General features: G+C 59.2%; 20 protein-coding genes. 11 read left to right on the plus strand and 9 right to left on the minus strand.

All coding sequences use genetic code 11. The annotated features are described in order from the left end of the window. Positions 1–43 precede the first annotated feature (43 nt). Positions 44–973, minus strand: coding sequence for an ornithine carbamoyltransferase (gene argF / locus AAHK20_RS24390; RefSeq protein ID WP_449184081.1), 930 nt, complete (start codon positions 971–973; stop codon positions 44–46). A gap of 431 nt (positions 974–1,404) precedes the next feature. On the opposite strand from argF, the gene AAHK20_RS24395 reads away from it, so the two are divergent. Next, entirely contained in the window at positions 1,405–1,746 is a 342-nt protein-coding gene (locus tag AAHK20_RS24395; RefSeq protein ID WP_449184082.1) for a DUF3579 domain-containing protein, read from the plus strand. 186 nt (positions 1,747–1,932) lie between these two features. On the opposite strand, the gene rpsT is transcribed toward AAHK20_RS24395, so the two are convergent. Further along, positions 1,933–2,208, minus strand: coding sequence for a 30S ribosomal protein S20 (rpsT, locus tag AAHK20_RS24400; protein WP_136897726.1), 276 nt, complete (start codon positions 2,206–2,208; stop codon positions 1,933–1,935). A 364-nt stretch (positions 2,209–2,572) separates the two neighbouring features. On the opposite strand from rpsT, the gene murJ reads away from it, so the two are divergent. Next, positions 2,573–4,180 carry a murein biosynthesis integral membrane protein MurJ gene (gene murJ, locus AAHK20_RS24405; RefSeq protein ID WP_449184220.1) on the plus strand — a complete coding sequence of 536 codons (1,608 nt, stop codon included), beginning with the start codon at positions 2,573–2,575 and terminating at the stop codon, positions 4,178–4,180. A 5-nt stretch (positions 4,181–4,185) separates the two neighbouring features. After that, the gene (locus tag AAHK20_RS24410; RefSeq protein WP_449184083.1) at positions 4,186–5,025 is read left to right on the plus strand and encodes a SirB1 family protein; all 840 of its coding nucleotides are present in this window, start codon (positions 4,186–4,188) and stop codon (positions 5,023–5,025) included. A 111-nt stretch (positions 5,026–5,136) separates the two neighbouring features. On the opposite strand, the gene AAHK20_RS24415 is transcribed toward AAHK20_RS24410, so the two are convergent. The 6 genes from AAHK20_RS24415 to lpxK all read right to left on the minus strand — a co-directional run bounded on the left by AAHK20_RS24415 (position 5,137) and on the right by lpxK (position 9,085). Further along, positions 5,137–5,895 carry a 3-hydroxyacyl-CoA dehydrogenase gene (locus tag AAHK20_RS24415; protein ID WP_449184084.1) on the minus strand — a complete coding sequence of 253 codons (759 nt, stop codon included), beginning with the start codon at positions 5,893–5,895 and terminating at the stop codon, positions 5,137–5,139. A gap of 43 nt (positions 5,896–5,938) precedes the next feature. Beyond that, complete coding sequence (locus tag AAHK20_RS24420; protein WP_449184085.1) at positions 5,939–6,160, minus strand: hypothetical protein; 222 nt, start codon at positions 6,158–6,160, stop codon at positions 5,939–5,941. Next, on the minus strand, positions 6,157–6,819 hold the full coding sequence (gene adk / locus AAHK20_RS24425) for an adenylate kinase (RefSeq protein WP_449184086.1): 663 nt from the start codon (positions 6,817–6,819) through the stop codon (positions 6,157–6,159). Before adk ends, AAHK20_RS24420 begins: the two co-directional genes overlap by 4 nt. Positions 6,820–7,036: 217 nt before the next feature. Further along, on the minus strand, positions 7,037–7,855 hold the full coding sequence (kdsB, locus tag AAHK20_RS24430) for a 3-deoxy-manno-octulosonate cytidylyltransferase (RefSeq protein ID WP_449184087.1): 819 nt from the start codon (positions 7,853–7,855) through the stop codon (positions 7,037–7,039). A gap of 26 nt (positions 7,856–7,881) precedes the next feature. Next, on the minus strand, positions 7,882–8,088 hold the full coding sequence (locus AAHK20_RS24435) for a Trm112 family protein (protein ID WP_449184088.1): 207 nt from the start codon (positions 8,086–8,088) through the stop codon (positions 7,882–7,884). Further along, positions 8,069–9,085 carry a tetraacyldisaccharide 4'-kinase gene (gene lpxK / locus AAHK20_RS24440; RefSeq protein ID WP_449184089.1) on the minus strand — a complete coding sequence of 339 codons (1,017 nt, stop codon included), beginning with the start codon at positions 9,083–9,085 and terminating at the stop codon, positions 8,069–8,071. The genes AAHK20_RS24435 and lpxK overlap by 20 nt, the downstream gene beginning before the upstream one ends. 442 nt (positions 9,086–9,527) lie before the next feature. On the opposite strand from lpxK, the gene xseA reads away from it, so the two are divergent. The 6 genes from xseA (at position 9,528) to AAHK20_RS24470 (ending at position 21,354) form a co-directional block, all read left to right on the plus strand. Continuing rightward, positions 9,528–10,931, plus strand: coding sequence for an exodeoxyribonuclease VII large subunit (xseA, locus tag AAHK20_RS24445; RefSeq protein ID WP_449184090.1), 1,404 nt, complete (start codon positions 9,528–9,530; stop codon positions 10,929–10,931). A 185-nt stretch (positions 10,932–11,116) separates the two neighbouring features. Continuing rightward, complete coding sequence (sodB, locus tag AAHK20_RS24450) at positions 11,117–11,698, plus strand: superoxide dismutase [Fe] (RefSeq protein WP_449184091.1); 582 nt, start codon at positions 11,117–11,119, stop codon at positions 11,696–11,698. Between the two features lie 721 nt (positions 11,699–12,419). Next, positions 12,420–14,909: a hypothetical protein gene (locus AAHK20_RS24455; protein WP_449184092.1), complete on the plus strand. Its 2,490-nt coding sequence runs from the start codon at positions 12,420–12,422 to the stop codon at positions 14,907–14,909. 1,791 nt (positions 14,910–16,700) lie between these two features. Continuing rightward, positions 16,701–17,612, plus strand: a complete 912-nt coding sequence (locus AAHK20_RS24460) for a PDDEXK family nuclease (RefSeq protein WP_449184093.1) — start codon at positions 16,701–16,703, stop codon at positions 17,610–17,612. After that, positions 17,609–19,882: a TnsB C-terminal domain-containing protein gene (locus AAHK20_RS24465; protein ID WP_449184094.1), complete on the plus strand. Its 2,274-nt coding sequence runs from the start codon at positions 17,609–17,611 to the stop codon at positions 19,880–19,882. The genes AAHK20_RS24460 and AAHK20_RS24465 overlap by 4 nt, the downstream gene beginning before the upstream one ends. After that, positions 19,879–21,354 (plus strand): AAA family ATPase, encoded by a 1,476-nt coding sequence (locus tag AAHK20_RS24470; RefSeq protein ID WP_449184095.1) that lies wholly within the window; start codon positions 19,879–19,881, stop codon positions 21,352–21,354. Before AAHK20_RS24465 ends, AAHK20_RS24470 begins: the two co-directional genes overlap by 4 nt. Before the next feature lie 19 nt (positions 21,355–21,373). On the opposite strand, the gene AAHK20_RS24475 is transcribed toward AAHK20_RS24470, so the two are convergent. Then, positions 21,374–22,843, minus strand: coding sequence for a TnsD family Tn7-like transposition protein (locus tag AAHK20_RS24475; protein WP_449184096.1), 1,470 nt, complete (start codon positions 22,841–22,843; stop codon positions 21,374–21,376). A gap of 105 nt (positions 22,844–22,948) precedes the next feature. Between AAHK20_RS24475 and AAHK20_RS24480 the strand changes: the two genes are divergently transcribed. Then, the gene (locus tag AAHK20_RS24480) at positions 22,949–23,305 is read left to right on the plus strand and encodes a helix-turn-helix domain-containing protein (RefSeq protein WP_449184097.1); all 357 of its coding nucleotides are present in this window, start codon (positions 22,949–22,951) and stop codon (positions 23,303–23,305) included. Between the two features lie 88 nt (positions 23,306–23,393). Then, entirely contained in the window at positions 23,394–24,854 is a 1,461-nt protein-coding gene (locus AAHK20_RS24485) for a TniQ family protein (RefSeq protein ID WP_449184098.1), read from the plus strand. The last annotated feature ends 554 nt before the right edge of the window (positions 24,855–25,408 follow it).

Consider the following 25,408-nt stretch of genomic DNA (forward strand, 5'->3'; position numbering starts at 1 on the left):
CTCGCCGACTGGCGAGGCTTTTTACGCTAAGCGGCGGGCGAAATCAGTGATTCAGCTTGCCGAGCATCAGGAACTCCATCAGCGCCTTTTGCACGTGGAGACGGTTCTCGGCTTCATCCCAAACGACGCTTTGCGGACCGTCGATCACCTCTGCGCTCACTTCTTCGCCGCGGTGCGCGGGGAGGCAGTGCATGAAGAGCGCGTCGGGTTTCGCGCGGGCCATCATCTTTGCGTCGACGCACCAGTCGGCGAACGCGGCCTTGCGTGCCTCGTTCTCGGCTTCGAAGCCCATGCTGGTCCAGACGTCGGTCGTGACGAGATCGGCGTTCGCGCACGCTTCGTTCGGATCGGCGAACTCTTCATAGAACGGCGCGCTTTCCTTGGCGACGAGCGCGTGATCGAGTTTGTAGCCCGGCGGCGTCGAAATGTTGATCTTGAAGCCAAGAATCTGCGCGGCTTCAATCCACGTGTAGAGCATGTTGTTGGCATCGCCCACCCACGCGACCGTCTTGCCGCGAATCGGGCCGCGGTGCTCGTAGTAAGTGAAGATGTCGGCCAGCACCTGGCACGGATGGTATTCGTTGGTCAGACCGTTGATGACGGGCACGCGCGAGTTTTCGGCGAAGCGGCGGATGATGTCCTGGCCGAACGTGCGGATCATGATGATGTCGACCATCCGCGAAATCACCTGCGCGGCGTCTTCGATCGGTTCTCCGCGGCCAAGTTGCGTATCGCGTGTGCTCATGAAGACCGCGTGGCCGCCGAGCTGGAAGATGCCGGCTTCGAACGACAGGCGCGTGCGCGTCGAGTTCTTCTCGAAGATCATCGCGAGCGTGCGGTCGTGCAGCGGGTGATAGGTCTCGTAGTTCTTGAACTTGCGCTTCAAGATGCCGGTGCGTTCGAGCACGTACTCGTACTCATCCAGCGAGAAATCGTTGAACTGCAGGTAGTGGCGAATTTTCTTGGCGGTCATGAAACGAAATACGGCGGTTTCACCCAGCCGGAATAGCCGGACGGCGCCGCCGTCAGATGTGGTAACTCAAGGCAGCATAAAGGATTTTTAGGTGTTTGACGAGTCAGTACAAAGTTGGCTGAAAGCCTGTGCCGGCCCGATTCGTAGGTGTTCGTTCCCGCCTTAGGAGGCGCTAGGAAGGGTCTTATGTGCAGTGCGGAAAAAGGTTCGCTGCGGTATAATTCCCGGGATTTTTCACGCCCGGCAGGCCGGTTTTGTGCTTGCGGGACACCGGTGTCGCGACCGGGGCTCGAACCCCGTCAGTCGCACCGCGCAGATAGCGATCGCGGCCCTTTTCAGGCGCTGGTTCGTCCTCAATGCTTCGTGTTCATCGTGTTCAGGCGGTCTCGTTCGCCGGCACTTCGCTGGGCTAGATACTTGGGTATTCCTACATGGCCGAAGCCCCCTTTACCGAATATTTCATTCAAGGCATCACGAAGAACGGAAAGAAGTTTCGGCCGAGCGATTGGTCGGAGCGCCTGGCCGGTGTGATGTCGTGTTTCGGACCCGGCGCGCGCGGCCCCAATGCCCGTTTGCAATACTCGCTCTACGTGCGGCCGACGATGCTCGGCGATCTCAAGTGCGTGATCCTCGATTCGCGGTTGCGCGACATCGAACCCATGGCGTTCGATTTCGTCCTGAACTTCGCGAAAGACAACGATCTCGTGGTGACGGAGGCTTGCGAGCTTCCGGCGCATCACGGCACACAGCAGCAACAACAGCGCACCGGCTAAGGCCGGTCGACGGTTAGCGGCGCTGGCTGACGTGGATGGAGGGTGGTGTGTTGACGGCGCCCACCGTCAACAGATCGAGACGAATCGTATAGACGAAGAAAAGCCCGCGAAGGCCATGCCAATGCGGGCTTTTTTACGTCGCAGCGGAAACAGGAGGTAGCCTGCCGTTAGGCAGGCCGACCAGATTTACTGCGCGGGAGCTTGCAGGCCCTTGATGGCTGCAGCGAGGCGGCTCTTATGGCGAGCAGCCTTGTTCTTGTGAACGATCTTCTTGTCAGCGATGATGTCGAGCGTCTTTGTCGACAGCTTGAAGACTTCAGCGGCCTTGGCTTGATCGCCGGCTTCGATTGCCTTGCGAACGGCCTTGACTGCGGTGCGATACTTCGAACGCAGCGCGGAGTTGTGCGAGTTGGCCTTGGCGGCCTGACGGGCGCGCTTGCGTGCTTGTGCGGAGTTAGCCATGAGGGTTCCTTATCCTGTTCCTGTTTCCAGTGCTTGACCGACTAGGCTGAGGCAGCAAGGCTGCGGGCTAATCGGTTAAACGCTGCTTTTCGATCCAAGCCCCTGGGAGCGATTGCCCAGGAGCGCAAAAACCTGAATCACATTGGCGAAGCCGGCTCAAAAACGGCACGGCCAAGCTTCGAAACGGGCGATTATAGCAACAAAATCAGACACGTGGCAACCGTTGAGGTGTGTCAGTCGTGTAGCCGCGTCGGAACCGCTCAGCGGCGGGCCGGTGCGGACGGATGCCGCGAAAATGCGCGCGATCGACGAATGCGACGCATGCGGCGAACTTCGGGGCAAGGCGGCGAACAAATAACGGGCAATCAATCGGCGGGCGAGCGGGTCCGTGACCCATATCGCCCCGTATAATAGGCGCCCCATGAATCTATTCCGAGCCCTGCTGACGGTCAGCGGCTTCACGCTGCTGTCGCGCGTGACCGGACTGGCCCGCGAAACGCTGATCGCCCGTGCGTTCGGCGCAAGCCAATACACCGACGCGTTCTACGTCGCGTTCCGTATTCCCAATCTGCTGCGGCGGCTTTCCGCCGAAGGCGCTTTTTCGCAAGCCTTCGTGCCGATTCTCGCCGAGTTCAAGAACCAGAAAGGGCACGATGCGACGAAAGCGCTAGTCGACGCCATGTCGACCGTGCTCGCGTGGTCGCTCGCGATCCTCTCGATCGTCGGGGTGGCGGGCGCATCGTGGGTCGTGTTCGCGGTCGCGTCGGGCCTGCGCGCCGACGGCCAGGCATTCCCGCTGGCCGTCGCGATGACGCGGATCATGTTCCCGTACATCATCTTCATCTCGCTGACGACGCTCGCGTCCGGCGTGCTCAACACTTACAAGAGCTTTTCATTGCCCGCGTTCGCGCCGGTGCTGCTCAACGTCGCGTTCATCGCGGCGGCCGTGTTCGTCGCGCCGCACATGAAGGTGCCGGTCTATGCGCTGGCTTGGGCGGTGATCGTCGGCGGCTTGCTGCAGTTTCTCGTGCAGTTGCCGGGCTTGAAGAAGATCGACATGGCGCCGCGCATCGGGCTCAATCCGCTCGGCGCGCTCGCCCATCGCGGCGTCAAGCGCGTGCTCGTGAAGATGGTGCCGGCGACGTTCGCGGTCTCCGTCGCGCAACTGAGCCTCATCATCAATACGAACATTGCGTCCCGGCTGGGGCAGGGCGCAGTGTCGTGGATCAACTACGCCGACCGGCTCATGGAGTTTCCGACTGCGCTCCTCGGCGTCGCGCTCGGGACGATCCTGCTGCCGAGTCTGTCGAAAGCGCACGTCGATGCCGATGCGCACGAGTATTCGTCGCTGCTCGACTGGGGCTTGCGCGTCACGTTCCTGCTCGCGGCGCCGAGCGCACTCGCGCTCTTCTTCTTCGCCGAGCCGTTGACGGCAACGCTCTTCCACTACGGCCGCTTCGACGCGAACTCGGTCGTGATGGTCGGGCGCGCGCTCTCCGCGTACGGCATCGGCCTGATCGGCCTCATTCTCATCAAGATCCTCGCGCCGGGCTTTTATGCGAAGCAGGACATCAAGACGCCGGTGAAGATCGGCGTCGGCGTGCTGGTCGTGACGCAGCTCTCGAACTACGTGTTCGTGCCGATCTTCGCGCACGCGGGGCTCACGCTATCCGTCGGGCTCGGCGCGTGCGTGAATGCGTTGCTTCTGTTTCTCGGCTTGCGCAAGCGCGGCATCTATACTCCATCGAGCGGGTGGCCGCATTTCTTCGTGCAGTTGCTGGGCGCCTCACTCGTGTTGGCGGGCACGATGCACTGGTTCGCCGTGAACTTCGACTGGATCGGCCTGCATCACCGTCCGGTGGAACGGATCGTGCTGTTGGCGGCTTGTCTGGTCCTGTTCGCTACGCTTTACTTCGGTATGCTGTGGCTGATGGGTTTCAAATACGCCTATTTCAGAAGACGAGTGAAGTGACCACGATGACACGCGTTCTCGACTACTTCAGCACGCTCGTCGCCGACGACGACAGTCTCCCCCTCACCGAGACGGCGCTTTCGCTCGCGCAAGATGCGTATCCGGATGTCGATCTGCAAGGCACGCTGGCCGAAATCGACGAGCTGGTGTTGCGCCTGAAACGGCGTCTGCCCGACGACGCCGATTTGCGCGAGAAAGTCAGTACGCTGAACCGTTTCTTCTTCCGTGAGCTCGGTTTTAGCAGCAACCTGAACGACTACTACGATCCCGACAACAGCCATCTGAACATCGTGCTCAAGCGCCGGCGCGGCATTCCGATTTCGCTCGCGGTGCTGTACCTCGAAATGGGCGAGCAGATTGGCGTGCCGGTGAAGGGCGTGTCGTTTCCGGGGCATTTCCTGATGCGTGTGAGCCTGCCCGAAGGCGACGTGATGCTCGATCCGACGACGGGGCAATCGCTTTCCGAAGCGCAGATGGTTGATATGCTCGAGCCGTACATCACGCGTTCGGGCGAATCGATCGGCAGTGCGCTGCGCGTGCTGCTGCAGCCCGCGACGCGCCGCGAGATCGTCGCGCGCATGCTGCGCAACCTGAAGGCGGTGTACTTGCAGACGGAGCGCTGGCAGCGCCTGCTGGCGGTGCAGCAGCGGCTCGTGATCCTGCTGCCGGAGAACATCGAAGAAGTGCGCGATCGCGGCTTCGCTTACGCGCGGCTCGATTACCTGCGGCCGGCGTTGGAGGATCTCGAGCGCTACCTCGGCGATCGTCCCGATGCGGACGATGCGACTGTCGTTGAATCTCAGTTGCACGAGCTGCGGCAGCGCACGCATCAAAGCGACGACTGATTGTCGTGTGATGGCGGCGGGTTGACGAGATGCCGCATCAAAAGAAAAAGCCTGCGATGCGCTTACCGCGCACCGCAGGCTTTTTTATCGTGCCGAAGTCAGATCGATGCGTTACTTGGGCTGCATCCGGATCGCGCCGTCGAGACGAATCACTTCGCCGTTCAGCATCGTGTTGTCGAAGATCTGCTTGACGAGCATCGCGTACTCGACGGGTTTGCCGAGGCGCGGGGGAAACGGCACCATCGCGCCGAGCGCGTCCTGCACTTCCTGCGGCATGCCGAGCAGCATCGGCGTCTCGAAGATGCCGGGGGCGATCGTCATCACGCGGATCGCGTTGCGCGACAGGTCGCGTGCGATCGGCAGCGTCATGCCGGCCACACCGCTCTTCGAGGCGGCATAAGCCGCTTGGCCGATTTGCCCGTCGAACGCCGCGACCGACGCCGTATTGATGATCACGCCGCGCTCGCCGTTCGCGTTCGGCTCGTTCTTTGCCATCGCCGCCGCGGCCAGGCGCAGCACGTTGAAGGTGCCGATCAGATTGATCGAGATGGTCTTGGCGAATGCGTCGAGCGGATGCGGGCCGTCCTTGCCGACGGTCTTGATCGCGGGCGCGACGCCCGCGCAGTTCACGAGCCCAGAGAGCGCACCGAGCTGCGTCGCCGCTGCGACGGCCTGCGTCGCGTCATCTTCGCGCGTCACATCGCATTTGACGAACACGCCGCCGAGTTCCTTCGCCAGCGCAGTGCCCGCACTTTCGTTCAGGTCGGCGATCACGACCTTGCCGCCGTGCTCCGCCAACAGGCGCGCGGTGGCTGCGCCGAGGCCGGACGCGCCGCCGGTAATCAGAAATGCGTTGCCGCGAATCTCCATCTTGCTGCTCCTTTTCCTGGGTAAAGAATGGGTTGCTTCGCCGTTATCGTTGGTATTGCGAAAGCGACGATTGTAATGGCTCGATGCGCCCGGGCATAGGATGGTTGCCGCGCGGCGCGACGTTCAGGCGCTTGGGTTCGCGTAGCTGTTCGTCGAGCTGGATTGAGCGTGGGTATTGTCGCTTGCCATAAAAAACCCGCCGGTTCAGGGCGGGTTTTTTGTGCGGCAGCGCGAGTTTCGGCTGAAGTGAATCGGGTCCGATCACTTCAGCGCATCGAATACGCGCTGACGAATCTCATCGACTGAACCGATGCCCGAGATGCGGCGGTATTCCGGCGCCTGCAAGCCGTTCTCGGCACCGCGCTGCGCCCACTGGTTGTAGTAGTCGATCAGCGGCTTCGTTTGCGCAACGTACACGTCGAGGCGCTTCTTCACCGTCTCTTCCTTGTCGTCGTCGCGCTGGATCAGCGGCTCGCCTGTCACGTCGTCCTTGCCTTCGACCTTCGGCGGATTGAACTTCACGTGGTACGTGCGGCCCGATGCCGGGTGCGTGCGGCGGCCGCTCATGCGGACGATGATCTCGTCGAACGGCACGTCGATTTCGAGCACGTAATCGATGGCGACGCCCGCTTCCTTCATCGCTTCCGCTTGCGGCAGCGTGCGCGGAAAACCGTCGAACAGATAGCCGTTTGCGCAATCCGGCGCTTGCAGGCGTTCCTTGACGAGATTGATGATGAGCTCATCCGTGACGAGTTCGCCCGCGTCCATGTAGCGCTTCGCTTCGAGACCGAGCGGAGTGCCCGCCTTGACCGCGGCACGCAGCATGTCGCCGGTGGAAATCTGCGGAATCCCGAATTTTTCCTTGATGAAGTTTGCCTGGGTGCCCTTGCCCGCGCCGGGCGCGCCCAACAGGATCAAACGCATGGTGATATCTCCGAGTCGTATGTGAATTCTGCGTCGCGAGGCGCAAAGGCGTCCGCAAGACTCGCTGCTCCAGTCGCGCAAAAAAAGCGGCCCGCCTTCCAGCAGCGCATCCATGGGACGGCGCTCAGAGGCGGGTGTTAGGGCAAACGAGAGGGAAACCTAGTGGCCGAAAGTTTCGGATGGCTCGCGCAATCGAAACTGATTATGCCATGGGTTTTTAGCTTTCAGACCGAAAAAGGGACCTTACGCGTTCCAGATCGGCCGGCGTATCGACGCCCGGGGCGGGCGCTTCATGCGTAACGAGTACCGCGATGCGCTCGCCGTGCCACATCGCGCGCAACTGCTCGAGCACTTCGGTGTGCTCGATCGGCGCTTGCGCGAGGGTGGGGTAGGTGCGCAGGAAACGCGCGCGATAGGCGTAGAGGCCGATGTGGCGGAACACGGTATCGGCCGGCGGCGCAGGCATGGCGGCGAGGTTTGGTTGGGTCGCCGACCAATGCGCTTGATACGCGTCGCGTATCCACGGAATCGGTGCGCGCGAGAAATACAGCGCGACGCCGCGCTTGTCGAGCACGACCTTCACCACGTTCGGGCTGAAGACTTCAGCGGGATCGGAGATCGGGTGCGCCGCCGTGGCGATCGCACAATCGGCGTTGGCGGCAAGGTGCGCCGCTACGCCGCGCACGAGCGCCGGGTCGATCAGCGGCTCGTCGCCCTGCACGTTGACGACGATCGTATCGTCGCTCCAGCCGAAGTGCGCGGCGACTTCGGCGAGGCGGTCGGTGCCCGACGGGTGGTCGGCGCGCGTCAACAGCGCGTCGATGCCATGTGCGCGGGCGGCGTCGAGCACGCTGGGGGCGTCGGTTGCGATCAGCACTTGGTCGGCGCCCGATTCGCGCGCGCGCTCGGCGACGCGCACGACCATCGGCTTGCCGCCGATGTCGGCGAGCGGTTTCTCAGGCAGGCGCGTGGACGCGAGGCGGGCCGGCACGACGGCCACGAAGGGCGGAACGTTGGAGCGAGCGGAATCGGTCATCGAAGGGAAGCGCGCAGCAGCGAGAGTCAGGAACCGGACGACGGATTGAGCGGCTCGACCGGCGTGCCTTCGACCGTCTGGCGCGCTTCGTCGACCAGCATCACCGGGATGCCGTCGCGGATCGGATACGCGAGCTTGTCGACATTGCAGATCAGTTCCTGTGCGGAGCGGTCGTAGCTGAGCGGCCCCTTGCAAATGGGGCAAACGAGAATTTCAAGCAGGCGAGCGTCCACGGAGTTTCTCCACAACTAGGGCGATGAGGCGAGGGTCCAGCGCGGCTTCGACGGGAACGACCCAGATCCGCGCGTCGCGCCAAGCCCCTAATTTTACCGCATCCTTTTCGGTTATCAGGATGGCGTCGGCGTCGGCATCGACGAATGGATTGTCGCGAAACGCGTAGTGATCGGGCAACGCGCGCGTTGCCGGCGACAGGCCCGCCGCGCGCAGCGTCGCGAAAAAACGTTCGGGCGAGCCGATGCCCGCTGCGGCCAGCACGCGCTGGTTCGCGAATTGCGAGAGCGGGCGCCGCAGGGCCGGGTTGGCGAGGTGCCAGGCGTCGCCGGGCGTGAGATTCAGCGTGTAGGTGTTCGGCCACGCGGGCAGCGTGCGCTGGTATGGACTGTTGATGAGCGTCGCGTCGCGCCGGCGCGAGAGCGGTTCGCGCAGCGGCCCGGCCGGCAGCAGGAAGCCGTTGCCGCCGAGGCGCTGATCGAACACGACGAGCTCGACATCGCGCGCGAGACGGTAGTGCTGGAGGCCGTCGTCGCTGACGATCACGTCGACGTCGCGATGGGCGGCGAGCAGTGCGAGGGCCGCCGCCACGCGGTCCGGGCACACGAATACCGGCGCGCCGGTGCGTCGGGCGATCAAGAGCGGCTCGTCGCCGGCCTGATCAGGGGACGACGACGGCGTGACGGCAGCGGGCCCTTTGATCTTCGCGCGGTAGCCGCGCGATACGACGCCCGGCGTAAAGCCGGCCGAGCGCAGGGCTTCGACGAGGGCGATGACGGTTGGCGTCTTGCCGGTGCCGCCGACGGTCACATTACCGACGATCACGACCGGCACGCCGATCGGCACGCGCTTTTGCCACCCGAATGCAAAGCTCATGCGGCGCAGCGCGGCGACGGCGCCGAACACGCACGCCAACGGGAGCAGGGCCCACGCGAGCGCGCCGCGGCGCTGCCATTCGCGCGTGATGTGCGCTTCCAGACGGGAGGCGAGGCGGTTCATCGACGCAGTGTGTGTTGCATGCTGGATTCAGTGAATTCAGTGAAGGCGGCCGCCGGTCTTCTGGCACTCAAACGGCTTCGGAACCCGGCACTCTAGCGCGGCGGGCTTTGATCGAGCAAGTCACAATGCGGCTCGCCCTCTGTGGGATGCGCGATGGTCAACGCACTCGCGTGCCTGTGGATAACTCTGTGAAGAACTTTATCCCGAAAAGGCCGCGAGCCCGGAAAATCAAGCCTTTCATCGGTAGACGCTTTGGTCCTACGATTGTTAAATCGTTATAGATCAATAACTTACGACGAGTCCGCTGGCTGCGGCAACGGATCGCGCCGTTTTGCTGTTGCCCCGCATCAATGTGGAAACTTCCCATCATTTGCTCCGCCGCTCTGGACGGGCCTTACCGGCCGGTCTATTGTCTGTCCGGTCAAGATTTTCATCGTTCCCCATGCAATCGGATACCCCTTTTTCCTCCCCCGGACAGGGCGCCGGAAGTTCGGCCGGCCCATTTGGGGGCGACGCCGTCGTGCCGGTTTCGGCGCTCAATCGCGCGATCAGCACCATGCTCGAACGGACGTTTCCGCTCGTCTGGGTGTCGGGCGAAGTGTCGAATTTCACGCGCGCGGCGAGCGGCCACTGGTACTTCTCGATCAAGGATGCGCAGGCGCAGATGCGCTGCGTGATGTTCCGCGGCCGCGCGCAGTACGCCGAATTCACGCCGCGCGAAGGCGACAAGATCGAAGTGCGCGCGCTCGTCACGATGTACGAGCCGCGCGGCGAGCTGCAGCTGAATGTCGAGGCGGTGCGGCGCACCGGGCAGGGGCGCCTGTATGAGGCGTTCTTGCGGCTCAAGGCGCAGCTCGAAGCCGACGGGCTTTTCGCCGCGGAGCGCAAGCGCGCGTTGCCGGCGCATCCGCGCGCGATCGGCATCGTCACGTCGTTGCAGGCCGCGGCGCTGCGCGATGTGCTCACCACGCTGGCGCGCCGCGCCCCGCATATCCCCGTGATCGTCTATCCGGCGCCCGTGCAGGGCGCGGGCTCGAGCGAGAAAGTCGCGGCGATGATCGAGACCGCGAATGCGCGGCGCGAGGTGGACGTGCTGATCGTCTGCCGCGGCGGCGGTTCGATCGAGGACTTGTGGGCGTTCAACGAAGAGGTGCTGGCGCGCGCGATCGCGGCGAGCGAGTTGCCGGTCGTGAGCGGCGTCGGCCATGAGACCGATTTCACGATCGCCGATTTTGCCGCCGACGTGCGCGCCCCGACACCCACCGGCGCCGCCGAACTCGTCAGCCCGCAACGCGCGCTCCTGCTTCGCGACCTCGACCATCGACACGCCACGATCGCCCGCAGCTTCGGCCGCATGATGGAGCGCCGCGCGCAGCAGCTCGACTGGCTCGCGCGCCGGCTCGTGAGCCCGGCCGAGCGTTTGCAGCGGCAGCGCACGCATTTGCAGCAATTGCAGGTGAGGCTGGCGTCGGCCGGGGCGCGTCCGGTGCGCGACGCGCGTGCGCGTTTCGCGCTCGTGCAGCTGCGCTGGCAGCGCTGGCGGCCCGATCTCGCGATGCATCGCAATGCGCTGGCGGGGCTCGCGAAACGGCTCGAAGCCGCCGCGCTTCGGCATCACGAGCGGCAGACCGCGCGCGTCGAAACGCTGGCCGCAAGACTCGAAGTGCTGAGCCCGAAACGCACGCTCGAGCGCGGCTATGCGGCGCTGCTCGATGCGCAGAACGGACGTGCGGTGCGTTCTCCGTCGGCGCTGAAACTCAACCGTCGCCTGACAGTCCATCTCGCAGAAGGGTCGGCCGATATCGCGCTCGCCGACATTCAGCCGCGCCTTTCCGATAGCATTTGACGCAGCCGTTTTTGCAAGGCTCGCGTCTGCTCGATGAGCACTATTTACGCTTCATCCCCAGCAGGCGCGAGCGATGCTCTCTATAAAAGACCGCTGGTTTGCGGGGTTATTCCAAGTCGCCTACAATCCAGTGCTCCAAAGCGTCAGTCGCCAATCCCCACAAACTCGATAGAAGGAACAGCATCATGGAACATACGCTCCCGCCGCTGCCGTACGCGAAGAACGCACTCGCCCCGCACATGTCGGAAGAGACGCTCGAGTTTCACTATGGCAAGCATCATCAGACTTATGTGACCAACCTGAACAAGCTGATTCCGGGCACCGAGTTCGAAAGCCTGTCGCTCGAAGAGATCGTGAAGAAGTCGTCGGGCGGCGTCTTCAATAACGCAGCGCAAATCTGGAATCACACGTTCTTCTGGAACAGCCTCTCGCCGAACGGCGGCGGCGCACCGGCGGGCGCGCTCGGCGACGCGATCAACGCGAAGTGGGGTTCCTACGACAAGTTCAAGGAAGCATTCACGGCAACGGCAGTCGGCACGTTCGGCTCGGGCTGGGCATGGCTCGTGAAGAAGGCCGATGGCTCGCTCGACCTGGTTTCGACCAGCAACGCCGCCACGCCGCTCACGACCGATGCGAAGCCGCTCCTCACGATCGACGTGTGGGAACACGCTTACTACATCGATTACCGCAACGCGCGTCCGAAGTTTGTCGAAGCGTTCTGGAACCTCGTGAACTGGGACTTCGCCGCGAAGAATTTCGGCGCGTAAGCCAAGTGTAGCGTGACAATATAGTTTGGAAAGTGCAATAAAGATTGGAAAATCCGAACTAAACGCCGCAATAAAGTTTGGAAACTGCAGTGAAATTGAAAGCCCTCGAATAATGAGGGCTTTCTGCTTTCCGGCGCACGATGGTCGTCGAAGCCGTTCGCTCTCAATCAGTTCCCTCTTGTTGTGCGCCACGGCAGGGCAGTCCATTTCAATGTCAGCACAAGCTCGGCAGCAATGCGGTTAAGACGCTCGAGCCGCTCGGTAAGGCATCGGAGCTAACGCGATACGCCGCGACGGGTCATTCGAGCTGGCGCGATTAACAGGGACTGCTACGGTCGGCCACCCGCAATTCCGCAACCTGCGGTCCATGCCCTCCCGGTTAAGACCATTCGCTGTGTCCGGTCCCGATCGGACCGGCGCTTGCGACATTAACTTGTCCTTCCCGCGCCCACATTGAAAACGTCTGTGCAGCCCCGAGTTGCGGACTTTACGCGCCATCGAGAGAGAAGCAGGCTACGACGCAACAATGCGAGACCCAGACGTGGTTCGTTGCTTCGATGCTCTGGAGAGCCTTGGAGACGAACTTGGAAAACAAAGTCGCGCGATGAGAAGGGATGTAATTTGATGGTATTGCGACAATAATCATAAGAATTGAAACGTGGCGGGTTGGCGGAGTTACGCGCCAATTTTCTTCGGACCAAGACTCTGGAGAATCAAAGGTATGCCGGAAATATCAGCTGAGATTCTTCTGAGGCCAACACGCATCGGTTTTCTTACAACCCCGACTGACTTGACGGCCGTCCGCACGATCATGCGTGCATGCACCTGCTTATGGGGGGGCGTCTTCAATCCGATTATTCCTGTATTTAAACGCGCTCCCGAGGAATGGCGGCCGGAGATCTATCAGCGCTTCAAGGGCACTGAGGTTGCCAAGGGCTACGCGCGGTTTTTCGAACCTGACGTCTATGTTGAGACCGAGATGGGTTTGCTTGAGGAAGCGGGTCTCGGGGCGGTCCGCCAGAAGCATTCGCTGCACAAGCAAATCGTCACGCTGAAAGAGTTTCTGGAACCCGAGCGGGACCGCAACTGGTCGGAGCCGAAGTTTGGTCTGAATGTCTGTGAGGTTCTCGCACATATCTACAAGACCGAGCAACAATTCGTGCGACGTGACAAGCAGGAGAGTTTGTATGTCTCACCTGAACGCGGGAACTGTGCTGCGGACGTAATGTTCGGCGTTTATCCGGCTCCCAAGACTGTCAGGTATTTCGAACGGAACTATCGCGGCGTCTATCAACCCGAGACCGTAAAGCCCACCCCGGACGCTTGGCGGCGGGTTTTCTTGAAAGGCGCGGTGACCCCATTGTGGGTGACGCGCTATGGCCTCGATACGCAGCGGTACTGGTACCACGACCTTCTTATCTTCGTATTCGATCCAATACGACCGACCGATTTGATCGATTTGTGGAATCTTAGGCTAGAACCCCGTCCCGTCTTGCCCGTTCCGCTCGAATGGTTCGAAGAGTTGGGCGACGATATCTATAAGATCCTCAAGGCAGAGCATCGGCCGGTCATGGGCAACCCGAATGGCGTGATGCACAACGCTACGATCGAGTTTGGCCGGTCGATCCCGAAAGTGAAGGCGGAAGGCCTCATCCACAGCCTTAAACCAGGACTTCCGCTGGGTGCACTCTCCATTAAGTACTGGCGCAACGCTATTTGGGTAGAACATCGTGACGACCGCATTCACCGCGACGACCGTCTCAAAGTGACGTCCAAGGAGCGCCGCGCCGATCTCGCCCTGAAGGAGGACAAAGAACTTCGGACTACGTTCGAAACCCTGGGGCCCGAGTTTGCCAAGCAATACGGCGGAGGTGACCACCGCTGGGTCAATGTGTTGAGAATCTCAAACTCCAGCGATCGCGACATCGCGACGATGCTGCCCTTCAACACATTCGACCGCTCGTGGCCTCAACTCGGTTTGGGCGGCGAGGCCATTCCCGTCAGCAGTGAAGGATGGGTGTTTCCGCAGCAATTTACCAAGTTAGGACAGTACGTGTCACTGTTAAGTGCCATCGATGCGATCGTTGGCTCGCTCGGACTGTTCGGAATCAAAGCCGAATTGTCAGAGCCCGGCCATATTGCGCGGCAGATGCTGGAGCAACTCGGTGGACTTTGGGGCGTTCATCTGCTGGCTGACATCGATACGCTGAAGCTTCTAAACAAGATGGCAGGTGGGTTGCGGCGCAAGAACAATGAAAAGGACATGATCGAAGAAACCTATGAACTCAGGACCGCCAGGCTCAAAGATTGGACCGACCTCATTTCGGCGCGTAAGAGTCGTCACTCGCTCTCGCGGCACGGCCTCAATGACTTCACTAAAAGCAATGTCATCCGCCTCGGCCTGGAAACCGATTGCCCGCATTGCAGCGCCAAGAACTGGAGCACGTTGACGAACGTCGATTATCGAGTAGCGTGCGAGCGATGTCTTAAGCCCTATGACTTCCCGCAGGCCTCTCTGCGGGCGAACAATCAGAATTTCACCTACCGCGTCATCGGCCCATTCTCGGCACCGGACTATGGCCGCGGTTCCTACAGTGCACTGCTGACGCTGCGCGTACTCGAACGGTTCAACTCATCGTCCAGTGAAATGACCTTTTCTACGGGGATGAACCTATCGTTTGGCGGCGTGCGATGCGAGGTAGACTTCGTCGCGTGGCGCGGCGACCAGCGCTTGGGCCGCGAGAGCCAGCGACCACCGCAACTGATCATTGGTGAATCTAAGTCGCTCGGGCAGGGCGAGTTGATCACGGCGCGTGACCTTGCCAAGCTTAAGTCGGTGGCCACGACGCTCCCGAATGTCGTCGTTGTAATTTCAGTTTTGCGCGACCACTTCACACGCACCGAGAAGGAGCTTCTCAAAAAATTCGTGAATTGGGGGCGTCGCGTAAATATCCACGGCGAGCCGACAAACCCAGTGTTGCTTCTCACTGGACACGAACTCACAATGGATTACTTGCTTTCGACGACGTGGAAAAAACTTGGCGGCGCACATGCCCGCTTTGCCGATTTTGAGCATACCCATAGCTTGCTAGATCTTGCCGATGCGACGCAGCAAATCTATCTGGGCTTGCCCACGTTCCATCAGGCGCGAAGAGAGTACTGGGAGAAGCGGCTTGCGCGGCGAAAAGCGGCACAGAAAGATGCAGAGTGAGCGGCACGATTTCTCCGGTAATCAATTCAGCGTTTGGGGCAGCGCTTAAAAGTGTCGGCGGCCTGCCTCGAAGCGGAACGCTTGTTGATTTGCACGGAGTCCTGACCCACCCTCTGGGTCCCACTGCAATCCCGGGTCAGGATTCCGGGCAAGTCAACATCCCAGGTCACTGCCGCTCGTGTAGGGGGGCTTTTCGCCAACCCCCCCCTCCGCCCGAGTCCGGCTAGTCTCACGATTTCAGTATTTCCAGTCTCGCGAGACTGAGTGGCTCGACAGATCAAACACTTACTCGTCAATTCCGTCGTTGCTGCGTGCGACGATTTCGCAAATTCGTGAGACTGAACGGATTCGTGTCGCGAAATAGTGAGACTGACCGGATACGGCTGAATTCGGCCCGAAACGGGCATTTGTTCCGAGTGGTGCGCAGCCTAGGGACCAAATGAAAGAAACGATATTCATCTTGCTTACCTATCAAAGTTACTCGCTATGCGGCCGTCTGGACAGCCATCGCGATGCTCGCGGGCATGTTTACGGCGCTGGCCGGGATTCTGGGATGGTGAGCAGAACGCCGGGGGGTGACAGAGCGGCGCGTCACATGCCGCCCCCAAATATCCGTTCCCCTTCGCGATCAGACTTGCGGTGGTCCTTCGTATCGACGATCAGACCGAATGTGCTCGGTGCCCTCGATGTCGGGGTTGCCGTCTTTGAAGTCCTTTCAGACTGATTCTGCCGTTCGGTTTGGCCATAGATAATGAGGTGGACGTGCGGGCCAGCGCTCGGCCACACTGGCCGTCGTAGGCCCGCATCTTTCCGACGCCTCGACGTGACGCCATCGGCCAGGTATAGATTCTCCGGGGAGACAATCCCGGTGGTCTCATCAATTCCGTCTTTCCAGTCTCACGAATTCCGTTTCCCGGCAGTTACTGGCTTGACCGGCTCGAAGCATTGGCATTCTGACCAATCCAAGTAAATATTGATTAATTTAAATATAGCATTGCAATATGGATAACTAATTATTTATCAATAAATTGTGGACTGAATATCTGTGTAAGCGTATGTTTTTGATGCACGTCGTTATCGTCGAAGGAATCGCAAGGGGCGGTTGACACAAGCGTTCCACTTCCCATCTATTCGTTCTTCAGGAAAAGTAAGGTCGGCTTGGTCGACAACTGTTCCGTTGCCGGCTTTGGGGAGATCTAGCTACTGTTCCCGCGATAGATGCCGCTTGCGCGGGCGCAGGGTAAGCCTGGACACGCGGTGCGTAAGTCGGAGCAATTCCAACGTTTGAAGTCAGTGATCCATCCAACGAGCTGGCAGCCGTCGTGTCGCAACTTGCGAACCGACACGCGGCGCGCGTCCGGATGTTTCCTGGAAGTCGAGAAGTCTTGGTTGCCACCCAGCCCAATGAAGATGTGGGATTAATCGGTCATAGGCGCATTCACCACCGCGTCGTACGAGCTAGGGTGAAGCACCCGCCTACCTAACAGTGGCTTACTTGTGACCTAACTCAGGAGGTGTGACATGTAGAAAAGAAAAAAGCCAATCGAGGACGACTGGCTTTTTCTCTTGGCTCTTGAAGAGCGCGGTGCTGCGGGACTGGACATCCTCAGTATCGTTCTCCGAATCGGCCAAGTCAAGCCCTTTTTGTCCCCACGTTTTCGACGCGCCCAACGCTCGTGACCTTTCCCGGTCGCGCGCCGGCGCTCGCCAATTAACCGAACGGACCGCACACACCAGCAACCACTCGCAGCACTGACGACTGTGCGGTCGACATCGCGCAAAGGTGCCGACATGGCAAAGGCAATGACATGGGAAAAGCTGAGACGAATGATCGAAGAGGGCTACGGACAAGGGCACGGAGAGTCGTACCGTCCTTTCATTCAGATCCGTCGAAAGAACTGTTCTCCTAAGGGGAATCAATCGGTGGGTCCACTGCCGGGATACGCGAGAGCTTTCCACGCGCTGACTCGCGTGGAGCGGCAGTTCGGGATGCTGTGCTACTGGCTGGGCGCTTCAGACGTTAGAGAGCAATTGCCGGCGTGGCCGTTTCCGCACCCTCATCCGCTTGTCGGGGCGAGGGAGGCATCCGAATTTGACGGATTCACTGCTCCGGGGTTGGTTGAACTGGCCGCGGAGGCAGACATAGACCACGGCGTGTTTCCGGGAAGTGACGTGCCCTATGTAGCGACCCTCGATGTCGTCGCGACCGTGCCGGGAGCTACCGCTCCCCGAATGGTAGTGATTTCATGCAAAGCGGGAACTGACCTGAAAAAGGCGCCGCTCACCTCCCGAATGATTGAGCGCCTCGAACTTGAACGCCGCTATTGCAATGCGATCTCGGCGAGATATCACGTAGCCCATGAACTCGCGCTATCGAGTTATCTGCTCTCTAACCTCGAGGTCTGCGGCGTCTCGGTCTCGCAGGAGTCTCGTATATCTGCTGCCGCTGGATTTGAAACGTTCAAGGGCATCCTCAAGGAAACGATCGTACAAACTACGATGCGCCATGCCGTCAAGGTTGCGTCAGACCGATCTGGTTTCGATCTGTCTCTAGCATGGCCTGCTTTTCACCTGCTTGCCTGGCAGTTGGAAATCGATATCGATCTCTCGCACCCAAAAGTCACCTCTCAACGAGCCGTTCCGGGCGGTCGTCTGCTCCGTGAGACGTTGTGCCAGAGACTACTGTCAGAGGAAGCAGCATGAACTATATCCAGGCAAACCATGTTTTTCGATCGACTTCAGAGTGTGGACCGTTCAGCGGTACCTACCGTGTGGTCCTCGTCAATCAGCAAGCTGACAGGCTTTGGATAATCCAGTTCGCGTACGCCGACGGAGGCGCCATTTCCCATCTTCGAATGCCGCGGTGCTACTCGGTTCGTGCAATCGAGTTACTCATCAGGCAGCTGTCCGTCGACATCGTCGAAGACGCTGCCCCTACCGAGTGGCTGCAGTCGGATGCGCAGATTCAGGCGCGTTATGGGCGGTCCAATGATGCGCAACGATGTAGTCAGCTAACGAGGCGCGATGTCCGATGGTCGGTAATTGAACCCATCGTCACCCGACACACGCCGTTTGAATTGCTGGAGTGCGGCTTGTATCAAGGGGTTGTTGGATCACGTGCAGCGGAGCTTGGTGTGTGCGTCAAGAAGGTGGCCGGCATACTGAATTTATATTGGGCAGGGGGCGGCAACGTAAATGCCCTCCTGCCGCGCTTTCACAACTCGGGCGCGCGAGGCCAAATCCGCATTCAACGAAAGAAGCTTGGGCGGCCTAACATAGCGGTCCGAAACTCTATGCCGGAATTGGAGGGATTCCTGATAGGGGAGGAGGATCGCCAGCGTCTTCGCTTCGGTTGGGAAACGTTTGTCCGACCCGGGAAGACGGTGGACTCTGCATACCGAAGGACCATGGAAGCCTTCTATCGAGCTGAGACTGCCTCAGAGGAAGGTGAGCAGGTTCCAATTCTCAAGCCCGCACATGAGCGGCCAACACTCCGACAGTTCCGCTACTGGGGAAACGGCGGCAACACCCGTAAATCGGCCACATATCTTCAACTTTTCGACGGCGATTTTGAAAGAAACTTTCGCGCGTTACCCGGAACAGCTCGCGATGGAGTCAATGCAGTCGGCCAAATCGCGTATTGCGACGCCACGTCGAATGATGTGCATCTGGTATCGGCCGTTTCAAGGATAAAGCCTGTTGGCACCCTGAGCCGAATCAAGATCGTCGACGGGCTCACCGGGCTGTGGGCCGGAATCTATTGTGGTTTCGATTCACCCTCCACCAAAACGGCACTCATGGCGGCTGCAAATTCAGCAATGGATAAGGTCGATTTCTGTGCTCGTTTTGACGTTGAAATCTCCTCGGATATGTGGCCGGCAATCGCGTTCGCCCGATATCTCGGGGACAACGGCGAGTTCAGATCTGAACCGTGCAAGCAGAGCATCTCTGGAATTGGCAGTACGCTCGAATTTGCTCCGGCGGGACGCGCGGATAGCAAAGGGCCGGTGGAATCAAGCCATCGCCAGTTACATTCACGACTCGACCACAAGCTGGAAGGAACGACGTATGGAAGAGCGAGGCGACGCGGTGAAGATCATCCTGCACTCGATGCAGTATTGACGTACTTTGAGTACATGCGACATTTAATTCGCCGCATTGTCCACTACAACAACTACGAACGTTGCGAGCACTTGCTTACCACAGAGATGCGTCGGGACGGCGTAACACCGACCCGAATAAGCATCTATTGGTGGTGTGTGGAAAACGGATATATCGCAGGCGCGCCTCCGTCTGCAGATGCTATCCGGGCGCATCTGCTCCCGGCGTTGCCTGCAGTACTCACAGGGTCGGGAATCTATCTCGTTCGGCCGGACCGCGGTCGAAAAATTGAACTGATCAGTGGAGCCCGGTTCGTGGGCGAGGTACTCCTCAAGAAGGGTTTGATGTTGCGGGCGCGAGGACGACATGAACAGGTCGAAGTGCGGGGTGATCCCCAGGACTTGCGCCGGATGTGGCTGGTTTCTGAAGGAATTCATGAGTTAAAGAACGTCTCGCTTGACTCCCTCGCAGTCCGGGAGTGGACGCTGGCGGATCACCTTTCTGTTCAGGATAGCGACGCGCTGGCCAGACATCTTGCCAAGACCGAATTAGATCAGGATGAGTCTGCTCTTGATTCCGCATTGTTCGCGGATATAGACAAGGCGAAGCAGGAAAAGAGGCGTGAGCTTGACCGGCAAGTCGAACCACTCTCCAAGAAGCAGCGTACCGCCAATATTCGACGGAATCGTGATGAGGAAAAGGAATTGATGTGGCGAGGAGACGACAAACCAGGGAAGAGTCCCAATGCTGAGCCTGCTGTGGGCGGCGTATCTGAATCCTTGCTCCCTCCGGGATCTTCGAGTCGTCCGAAATCGCGCTCGCCAGCGCTCGATCTGTTGCGACGTTTTGGAAAGAATAGGAAAACGAAATGATCGACTATGCACAATCCAACAATCCGCTTCTTGATTCGCTTCCATTGCCGGTAAACTTCGACGCTCTGCCCGCGCTGCTACTGAACGAACCATTGAATGCGGAAGTACTCCGGTCCCTGCCTGCGCAGGACCGGGCGTCTCTTCTTGCCAAAATTAGCAGCCATTTCGTTCCGACATCAACGGCGATCGACATCGCGGACGCGATATTGACGGCTATCTTCGCAGGCTATGAGGAACGCAACCCGTGTCTGGCACAAATCAAAAAGCAGCGTTACCTTGTGGGTGGCTGGCAAGGAAAATTCGACGGCGGTTGGCCAGGCTTCATCACACGAAATGCCCGGTGCGTGACGATCGATGGCATCACCGGTCTGGGAAAGTCCGCGATTGTCGACCGAACATTGAGTCTACTGCCTCAGGTTGTCAAACACGGACCAAGCGAAGCGGCGGGCTGGACCATGCAGAAGCAACTGGTGTGGGTCAAGGTTGATATGACCTCGGATGGCAGTCGTCTCGGTTTTTTGATGCAACTTTACAGACAAATCGACGCAGCATTGGGGACCGACTACTTTTCTCAATATTCTGCAAAGAAATGGTCCGTTGAGCATCATATGGTTTCAGTTTCCAAGATTCTGTACAACTGCTTCTGCGGTGCGCTCATCATTGAGGAAATACAGGAACGAAACTTCGCTCAAGCCGCATCCCGGGACCTGATGGTTCTGTTTTTTCTCCGCCTGGCAAATCTCGGTATTCCCATTGTTCTTATTGGTAACCCAAAGGGTTTCGAGGGGTTCAATGATTTCACGCAGGATGTCAGGCGTTTTACCTCAGGTGGACTCTTCAACCTTTGGCCCGCGCTATTCCCCCATGACCCCGATTGGGCCGAGTTCCTGGTGCCCGGAATGTTGCAGTTCAACGTTATGCGCAATCCACCGCTTATAAGGGATTCAGCGCGATTGCTCTTCAGGTGTACCGGCGGCGTTTGCGACTACCTCGCGAAGCTGCTGGCTCAGGCGCAACTCCTTGCATTGAGGCGAGGGCAGGAATTTATAACTGACGCTGATGTGTTGGAGGCATACGAGGGGCCTACGATCAAGGCTTCGCACCCGCTAATCCGCGCGCTTGCCGATAGAGACGTGAACGCGCTGAGTCAATTTCGTGATATCCCGGTTATGTCATTCGTAGCACGGTGGGCGGAATCAGACGAGTTAATCGGATCGTCGGCGATCAACAAGACGCGTGTGTCTCCTCCGTCAGGAGCTACACCATCTGAGCCCGAGAAGAAGCGGAGACCGCGCTTTCAGACCGCCGAGAGTATGTATAAGCGGAAAGTCACTTCTGGGATTCGCCGGCAGCTGAACGGAGCGGAAAAACGAAAGCGACTCTCTCAGGACGATCTGCGCGCAGAGGGGCTCAAAAACGTGCTGCTTGATAACTTCGAAAAGATGAGGCTGGCGAGGGGGCGTAAGTCGTAAGTAGGTGGATCGCTGGAGTTCAGGATGCCGGCACCCGGTTATCGGTGCCGGCGCGAATCTGTTCGACAATCTCTGATAGTTTGGAGGAGGATTTTGGCATCTTTTCCAGCTGGACAGAAAAGGGAATGGGCCCCAGGTTACGGAGGACAGTTTTCGGGGTAATTCGTGCATTTTTGGGGAATCCGGCGATACGGTCTTCCCGCTCGATCAACTCAACGAGCGTCGCGTCGCGCTTTTGCCAGTTCACCCACGACAGATATCGGCGTCGGCGTGGGAGCGGTGCCGGGGCATTGGCGTCGAGCCATTCCCGATCGTTCCGGTAAAGCCATCGCCACGGTCCCCCGCAGACCTTGACAAGCTGCGAACGTGTGCAGTCCGGCTGCTCCTTCATGTACCGGAGAATGGCCGTAGTACACCGATCCCAACGAGATTCCATTTGCAGCGTGTGCGAACGTCGAGACCGAACTTCCGAAGGTACGCGATCAGTAGATAAGCCGCCGTGAGCGTTGACCTTCGCGTTCATCGCGTGCTCCCATTCGTACGTTGACACGAAGTGATCCCACGATTCAAAGAGGAAATCGATCAGAACGAGATGAGGAAGCGTGTTAAATGTTTGCTGCTTCGCGCGAAGAATGGTCAGGAGACTGTTGGTCTCTCTGGATAGCTCAGGACGGCACAGGCGTATGGAGGCAGGAAGCTTGCCGACATGTGCATCCAAAAGCCGCTCCAGTGAGGCGAACCGTAGGCGGTTCCCCCGTGATAGGAAGCCCCCAGCCTTAAGCCCGTGCCGATATGTGTAATAGAGCGCTAACGGCTGGAATCCTCCTGGTAGTGCGTAGGACAGTGCTGCCGCAGCTAGATTGGCGAGTCTTAGTGAACATTTGTATGTCGCCGCTTCTTGGTTTCGAGTAACAGGGTACGTCCACCGCAGTTCATGTGGAAGGAACAGCGTCCGTTGTTTGCCCTGCCGAACCGGTGCCGATTCGAGCAATGGTACGCGATGTATTGGGCAGACGGTCACGCCTGGCAATTGCAGGATGCGATGCCAATAAGCTATTCCGTGCGTGGCAGTATCCTCGGCCATACAGTCTGGGCAGGCCTTTACCGTCGATTGAGGGCCAGCAGCGCTGGCGCGAAGGCCGAGGTCGTCCTTCAAGGCGGCGACAGATGGACCGCACATTTTTTGAATTGCTCGCTCCTCAACCGATCGGTCGCGAAACCGTGTAAAGAATGGTAGACAAGTAGCGTTGATTGCAAGTGCGGCAGGATCAGACAGCCGTCCAGGTATGAGGCGCCCCAGTTCCTCCAACCGCCGTGGGAAGTCGAAGAGCAGCGCGGCCCTCTCGTCGCCCAGAATGGCGCGACTCGCGGCGACGGCACTTTCATATCCGCCAAGGCAGTGAGCTCGAGCCAGCATGCTGAACACGGTCTCATCCGGAGCAAATTCCGGAAACGCGATCAGTTCGATGGCTGTATCAGGTTTGTCCATGGCCGCTAAATCTCTTCGGACTGTCTTCGTTATCTTGGGTCATTGAGGCGGATTCAACAAACGCACTTGTTGCATGGAAATATGCAAATATGCATAATCCGGGAAATGAACGCAGACGAAGAAAAACTTCTTGCTTGGCTCCGGGCCGCAATCGCCGATCGCCGCTTCACGCAGTTCGAGGTGGCGCGCTCGACTGGCGTTGACCAGTCGCAGATCAGCCGGATTCTGAACGGACAGGCGAAGCGGTCCTCGGCAAACGTCAGTGCGCTTTGTCGATTCGCGGCGGAGGCTTCTCGCCACACTTCTATCCAACTTGAGATGCCTGCAGTCGCGAGGGCGCGCGCGTTGCTTGACGAGCTTATGGACGGAAGCGCGGAGGAGCAGCGATCCATCGCTGAGTTACTTGCCCATCTTGTGGTCGCGCGGAATGCGTCGCGACGAGGGAGAAGAGGTGAAAAGTAGCGTAATGTGCATCCCCGCCACACCGCGAGGCGTCACTCTCTTTTCGATCGCCGTCGCGGCCCACATGCTTTCCGGAAACGGACTAAAGATGTCGACGCTCCTGCAACTTTTTGGCCGCGCTGACGCGAACATCGTAAGTTGTATCGGTGCTAGCGCATGTCTGGCGGAGTCGATGGGGATAGTCCAGGATGCCGAGGATCTGCTGAGTCACGCAGGTTTGTTCGGCTTCTATGCGTCAGCGATGTCGGATGCGCGCGCAGAAGCCTGGTTGACGGAAATGCGGTGCAAGGCGTTCGACGGTCCCAAACCGCAGCAGTTCATTACCGGTATGCCACAGCAGAAATTGGTGAAGCGAGACATGTATTGCTGCCGGCAGTGTATGCAAGATGACGAAGCTCAGTTCGGACTCGCGTTTTGGCACACAGTTCACCAGATTCCGGGTATCTACCATTGCCCTACGCACGGTGAACAGTTGCTAGGAGCTTGTCTCGGTTGCGGGCGCAGCCAGGGATCCGAGCGCGAATGGAATCTTCCAGCGTTGAGCTGCCCGCATTGTGGGTCGCGCGGCTTCGCAGCGGTTCCACACAGTGGTTCGCTGGGCTACGCTCGTCATCTCTCGCTGGTGCAGCAGGTGTGTAATGGGGATGGCGAGTTCCTTCGGCCAGCAGCCAGAGCCAACCTATTTACCAACGCTTTCGGTCGAGACGCAGATTGCAATGTAAAAGTGATTACTCACAGGTTGCTTGGGATGTGGGAGTGTACGAGTCTCGAAGAACTCTCGGCTGCACTAGGTACAAAAATTACATCGCGATTTATCGATAAGGCCGTTCGTGGAGCGCACACGGGCGTCAACCCAATTGCACAGCTCGCGCTGGTTGCCGTCGCCGAAACAATGATCGACGCTCAGCGCCGACAAGATACTGAAACATGCCGACCAGTTGATGTGATGTCGCAGACGGCATTCACGTACTCACTCGCAGGCCTGGAGGCAGCACTGGAGGTCTCCGGGTTGCCGGTCGCGTTAGCTGACAAGCTCAGTCGCGGCTTCAGTCTCACGAAGATGAGCGCTGACGAGGGCATCCCCTATCCGCGTCTGAGGAGACAGCTGGGTCGGGTGTTCGAACGAAGTATTGACGAGCTAATTGTGGCGGCAAACGATGACGCCGTGGCGCAGGCACTCAAGGGGAATTTACAAGCCGTGGCAAACAAGCTTTGTGGGCCTCTTCGCCGTAACAACGTATTTCGCCGAAAAGATAGCGCGGAAGGCTTGGAAGAACTTCGCATCATGAATCGCTCCAAGGTCGAGCGCTACCTGGAACAGGGCGTTCGAACCCGGAAGCTGCTTCACTACAAAAACTCCGACCTGGGCGACTGGTGTCGGCAGTTTGATTCCGAGTGGTTCCAGACAGTGTTGCCGGCAATTCCTCAGTCGGAGCGTAGAGGAGTCGGAAGACGGAAGGGCGGGCGCAATTTGGTCACACGGTCTGTTAGACGAAACTCGGAGGGTAAGCTTGTAGATAAGTGTTCCGATCCTCCTAATCTTGAATAGGTCACAACAAAGTCGATGCCGCGACTGTACTGCGGTCGCCGACAGAGCTCGTTCGCGCATACACGCGAACTTTAGGCGCTCCGTGCCGCCTGGGCCAAACATGAATTCTCCTCGCGGTCGGAAGTCGACCAGGCAACCTCTCGGCTCGAAAGCATTCAACGCGCGTGACGATACTGATCGACGAGGCGCGCGAAGCGCAGCGGCGTGCTGAGGCCGCGCTTTGCCGAACCCAACGGGTAACGAACAGCGCGTCGGCGATGTCCAGCGACTGTCCGCGGACGCCGCTGAGCATCGACGGCTCGCTGAGATCGAAAAAAAACAGCTCGCCAGCGTCATGAGGGAAGCGCGGGAGTTGCCAAGGGAGCGCGATGCACTGGAGCTTGGCAGAGAGAAACTCATCTCTCATTGGTCGCTTATCTCTATCGGCCTGACTGCCTGTCAGATCGAGACATGGCCAATAAAATTCACCAAATCCGGTGAGGCCTTTCTGGTCTTTCCGTGCTCAGTGGTTACGCGATACTGCTGGATGGCTTTCGGCACGATCTGCGCCTCTC

It is taken from the genome of Trinickia camelliae, from assembly GCF_053525655.1.

Bases quoted from the DNA above. Each gene is read 5' to 3' on its own strand.
- argF (WP_449184081.1), bottom strand. From the start codon at position 973: ATGACCGCCAAGAAAATTCGCCACTACCTGCAGTTCAACGATTTCTCG.
- AAHK20_RS24395 (WP_449184082.1), top strand. From the start codon at position 1,405: ATGGCCGAAGCCCCCTTTACCGAATATTTCATTCAAGGCATCACGAAG.
- rpsT (WP_136897726.1), bottom strand. From the start codon at position 2,208: ATGGCTAACTCCGCACAAGCACGCAAGCGCGCCCGTCAGGCCGCCAAG.
- AAHK20_RS24410 (WP_449184083.1), top strand. From the start codon at position 4,186: ATGACACGCGTTCTCGACTACTTCAGCACGCTCGTCGCCGACGACGAC.
- AAHK20_RS24415 (WP_449184084.1), bottom strand. From the start codon at position 5,895: ATGGAGATTCGCGGCAACGCATTTCTGATTACCGGCGGCGCGTCCGGC.
- adk (WP_449184086.1), bottom strand. From the start codon at position 6,819: ATGCGTTTGATCCTGTTGGGCGCGCCCGGCGCGGGCAAGGGCACCCAG.
- kdsB (WP_449184087.1), bottom strand. From the start codon at position 7,855: ATGACCGATTCCGCTCGCTCCAACGTTCCGCCCTTCGTGGCCGTCGTG.
- lpxK (WP_449184089.1), bottom strand. From the start codon at position 9,085: ATGAACCGCCTCGCCTCCCGTCTGGAAGCGCACATCACGCGCGAATGG.
- xseA (WP_449184090.1), top strand. From the start codon at position 9,528: ATGCAATCGGATACCCCTTTTTCCTCCCCCGGACAGGGCGCCGGAAGT.
- sodB (WP_449184091.1), top strand. From the start codon at position 11,117: ATGGAACATACGCTCCCGCCGCTGCCGTACGCGAAGAACGCACTCGCC.
- AAHK20_RS24455 (WP_449184092.1), top strand. From the start codon at position 12,420: ATGCCGGAAATATCAGCTGAGATTCTTCTGAGGCCAACACGCATCGGT.
- AAHK20_RS24460 (WP_449184093.1), top strand. From the start codon at position 16,701: ATGGCAAAGGCAATGACATGGGAAAAGCTGAGACGAATGATCGAAGAG.
- AAHK20_RS24465 (WP_449184094.1), top strand. From the start codon at position 17,609: ATGAACTATATCCAGGCAAACCATGTTTTTCGATCGACTTCAGAGTGT.
- AAHK20_RS24470 (WP_449184095.1), top strand. From the start codon at position 19,879: ATGATCGACTATGCACAATCCAACAATCCGCTTCTTGATTCGCTTCCA.
- AAHK20_RS24475 (WP_449184096.1), bottom strand. From the start codon at position 22,843: ATGGACAAACCTGATACAGCCATCGAACTGATCGCGTTTCCGGAATTT.
- AAHK20_RS24480 (WP_449184097.1), top strand. From the start codon at position 22,949: ATGAACGCAGACGAAGAAAAACTTCTTGCTTGGCTCCGGGCCGCAATC.
- AAHK20_RS24485 (WP_449184098.1), top strand. From the start codon at position 23,394: ATGTCGACGCTCCTGCAACTTTTTGGCCGCGCTGACGCGAACATCGTA.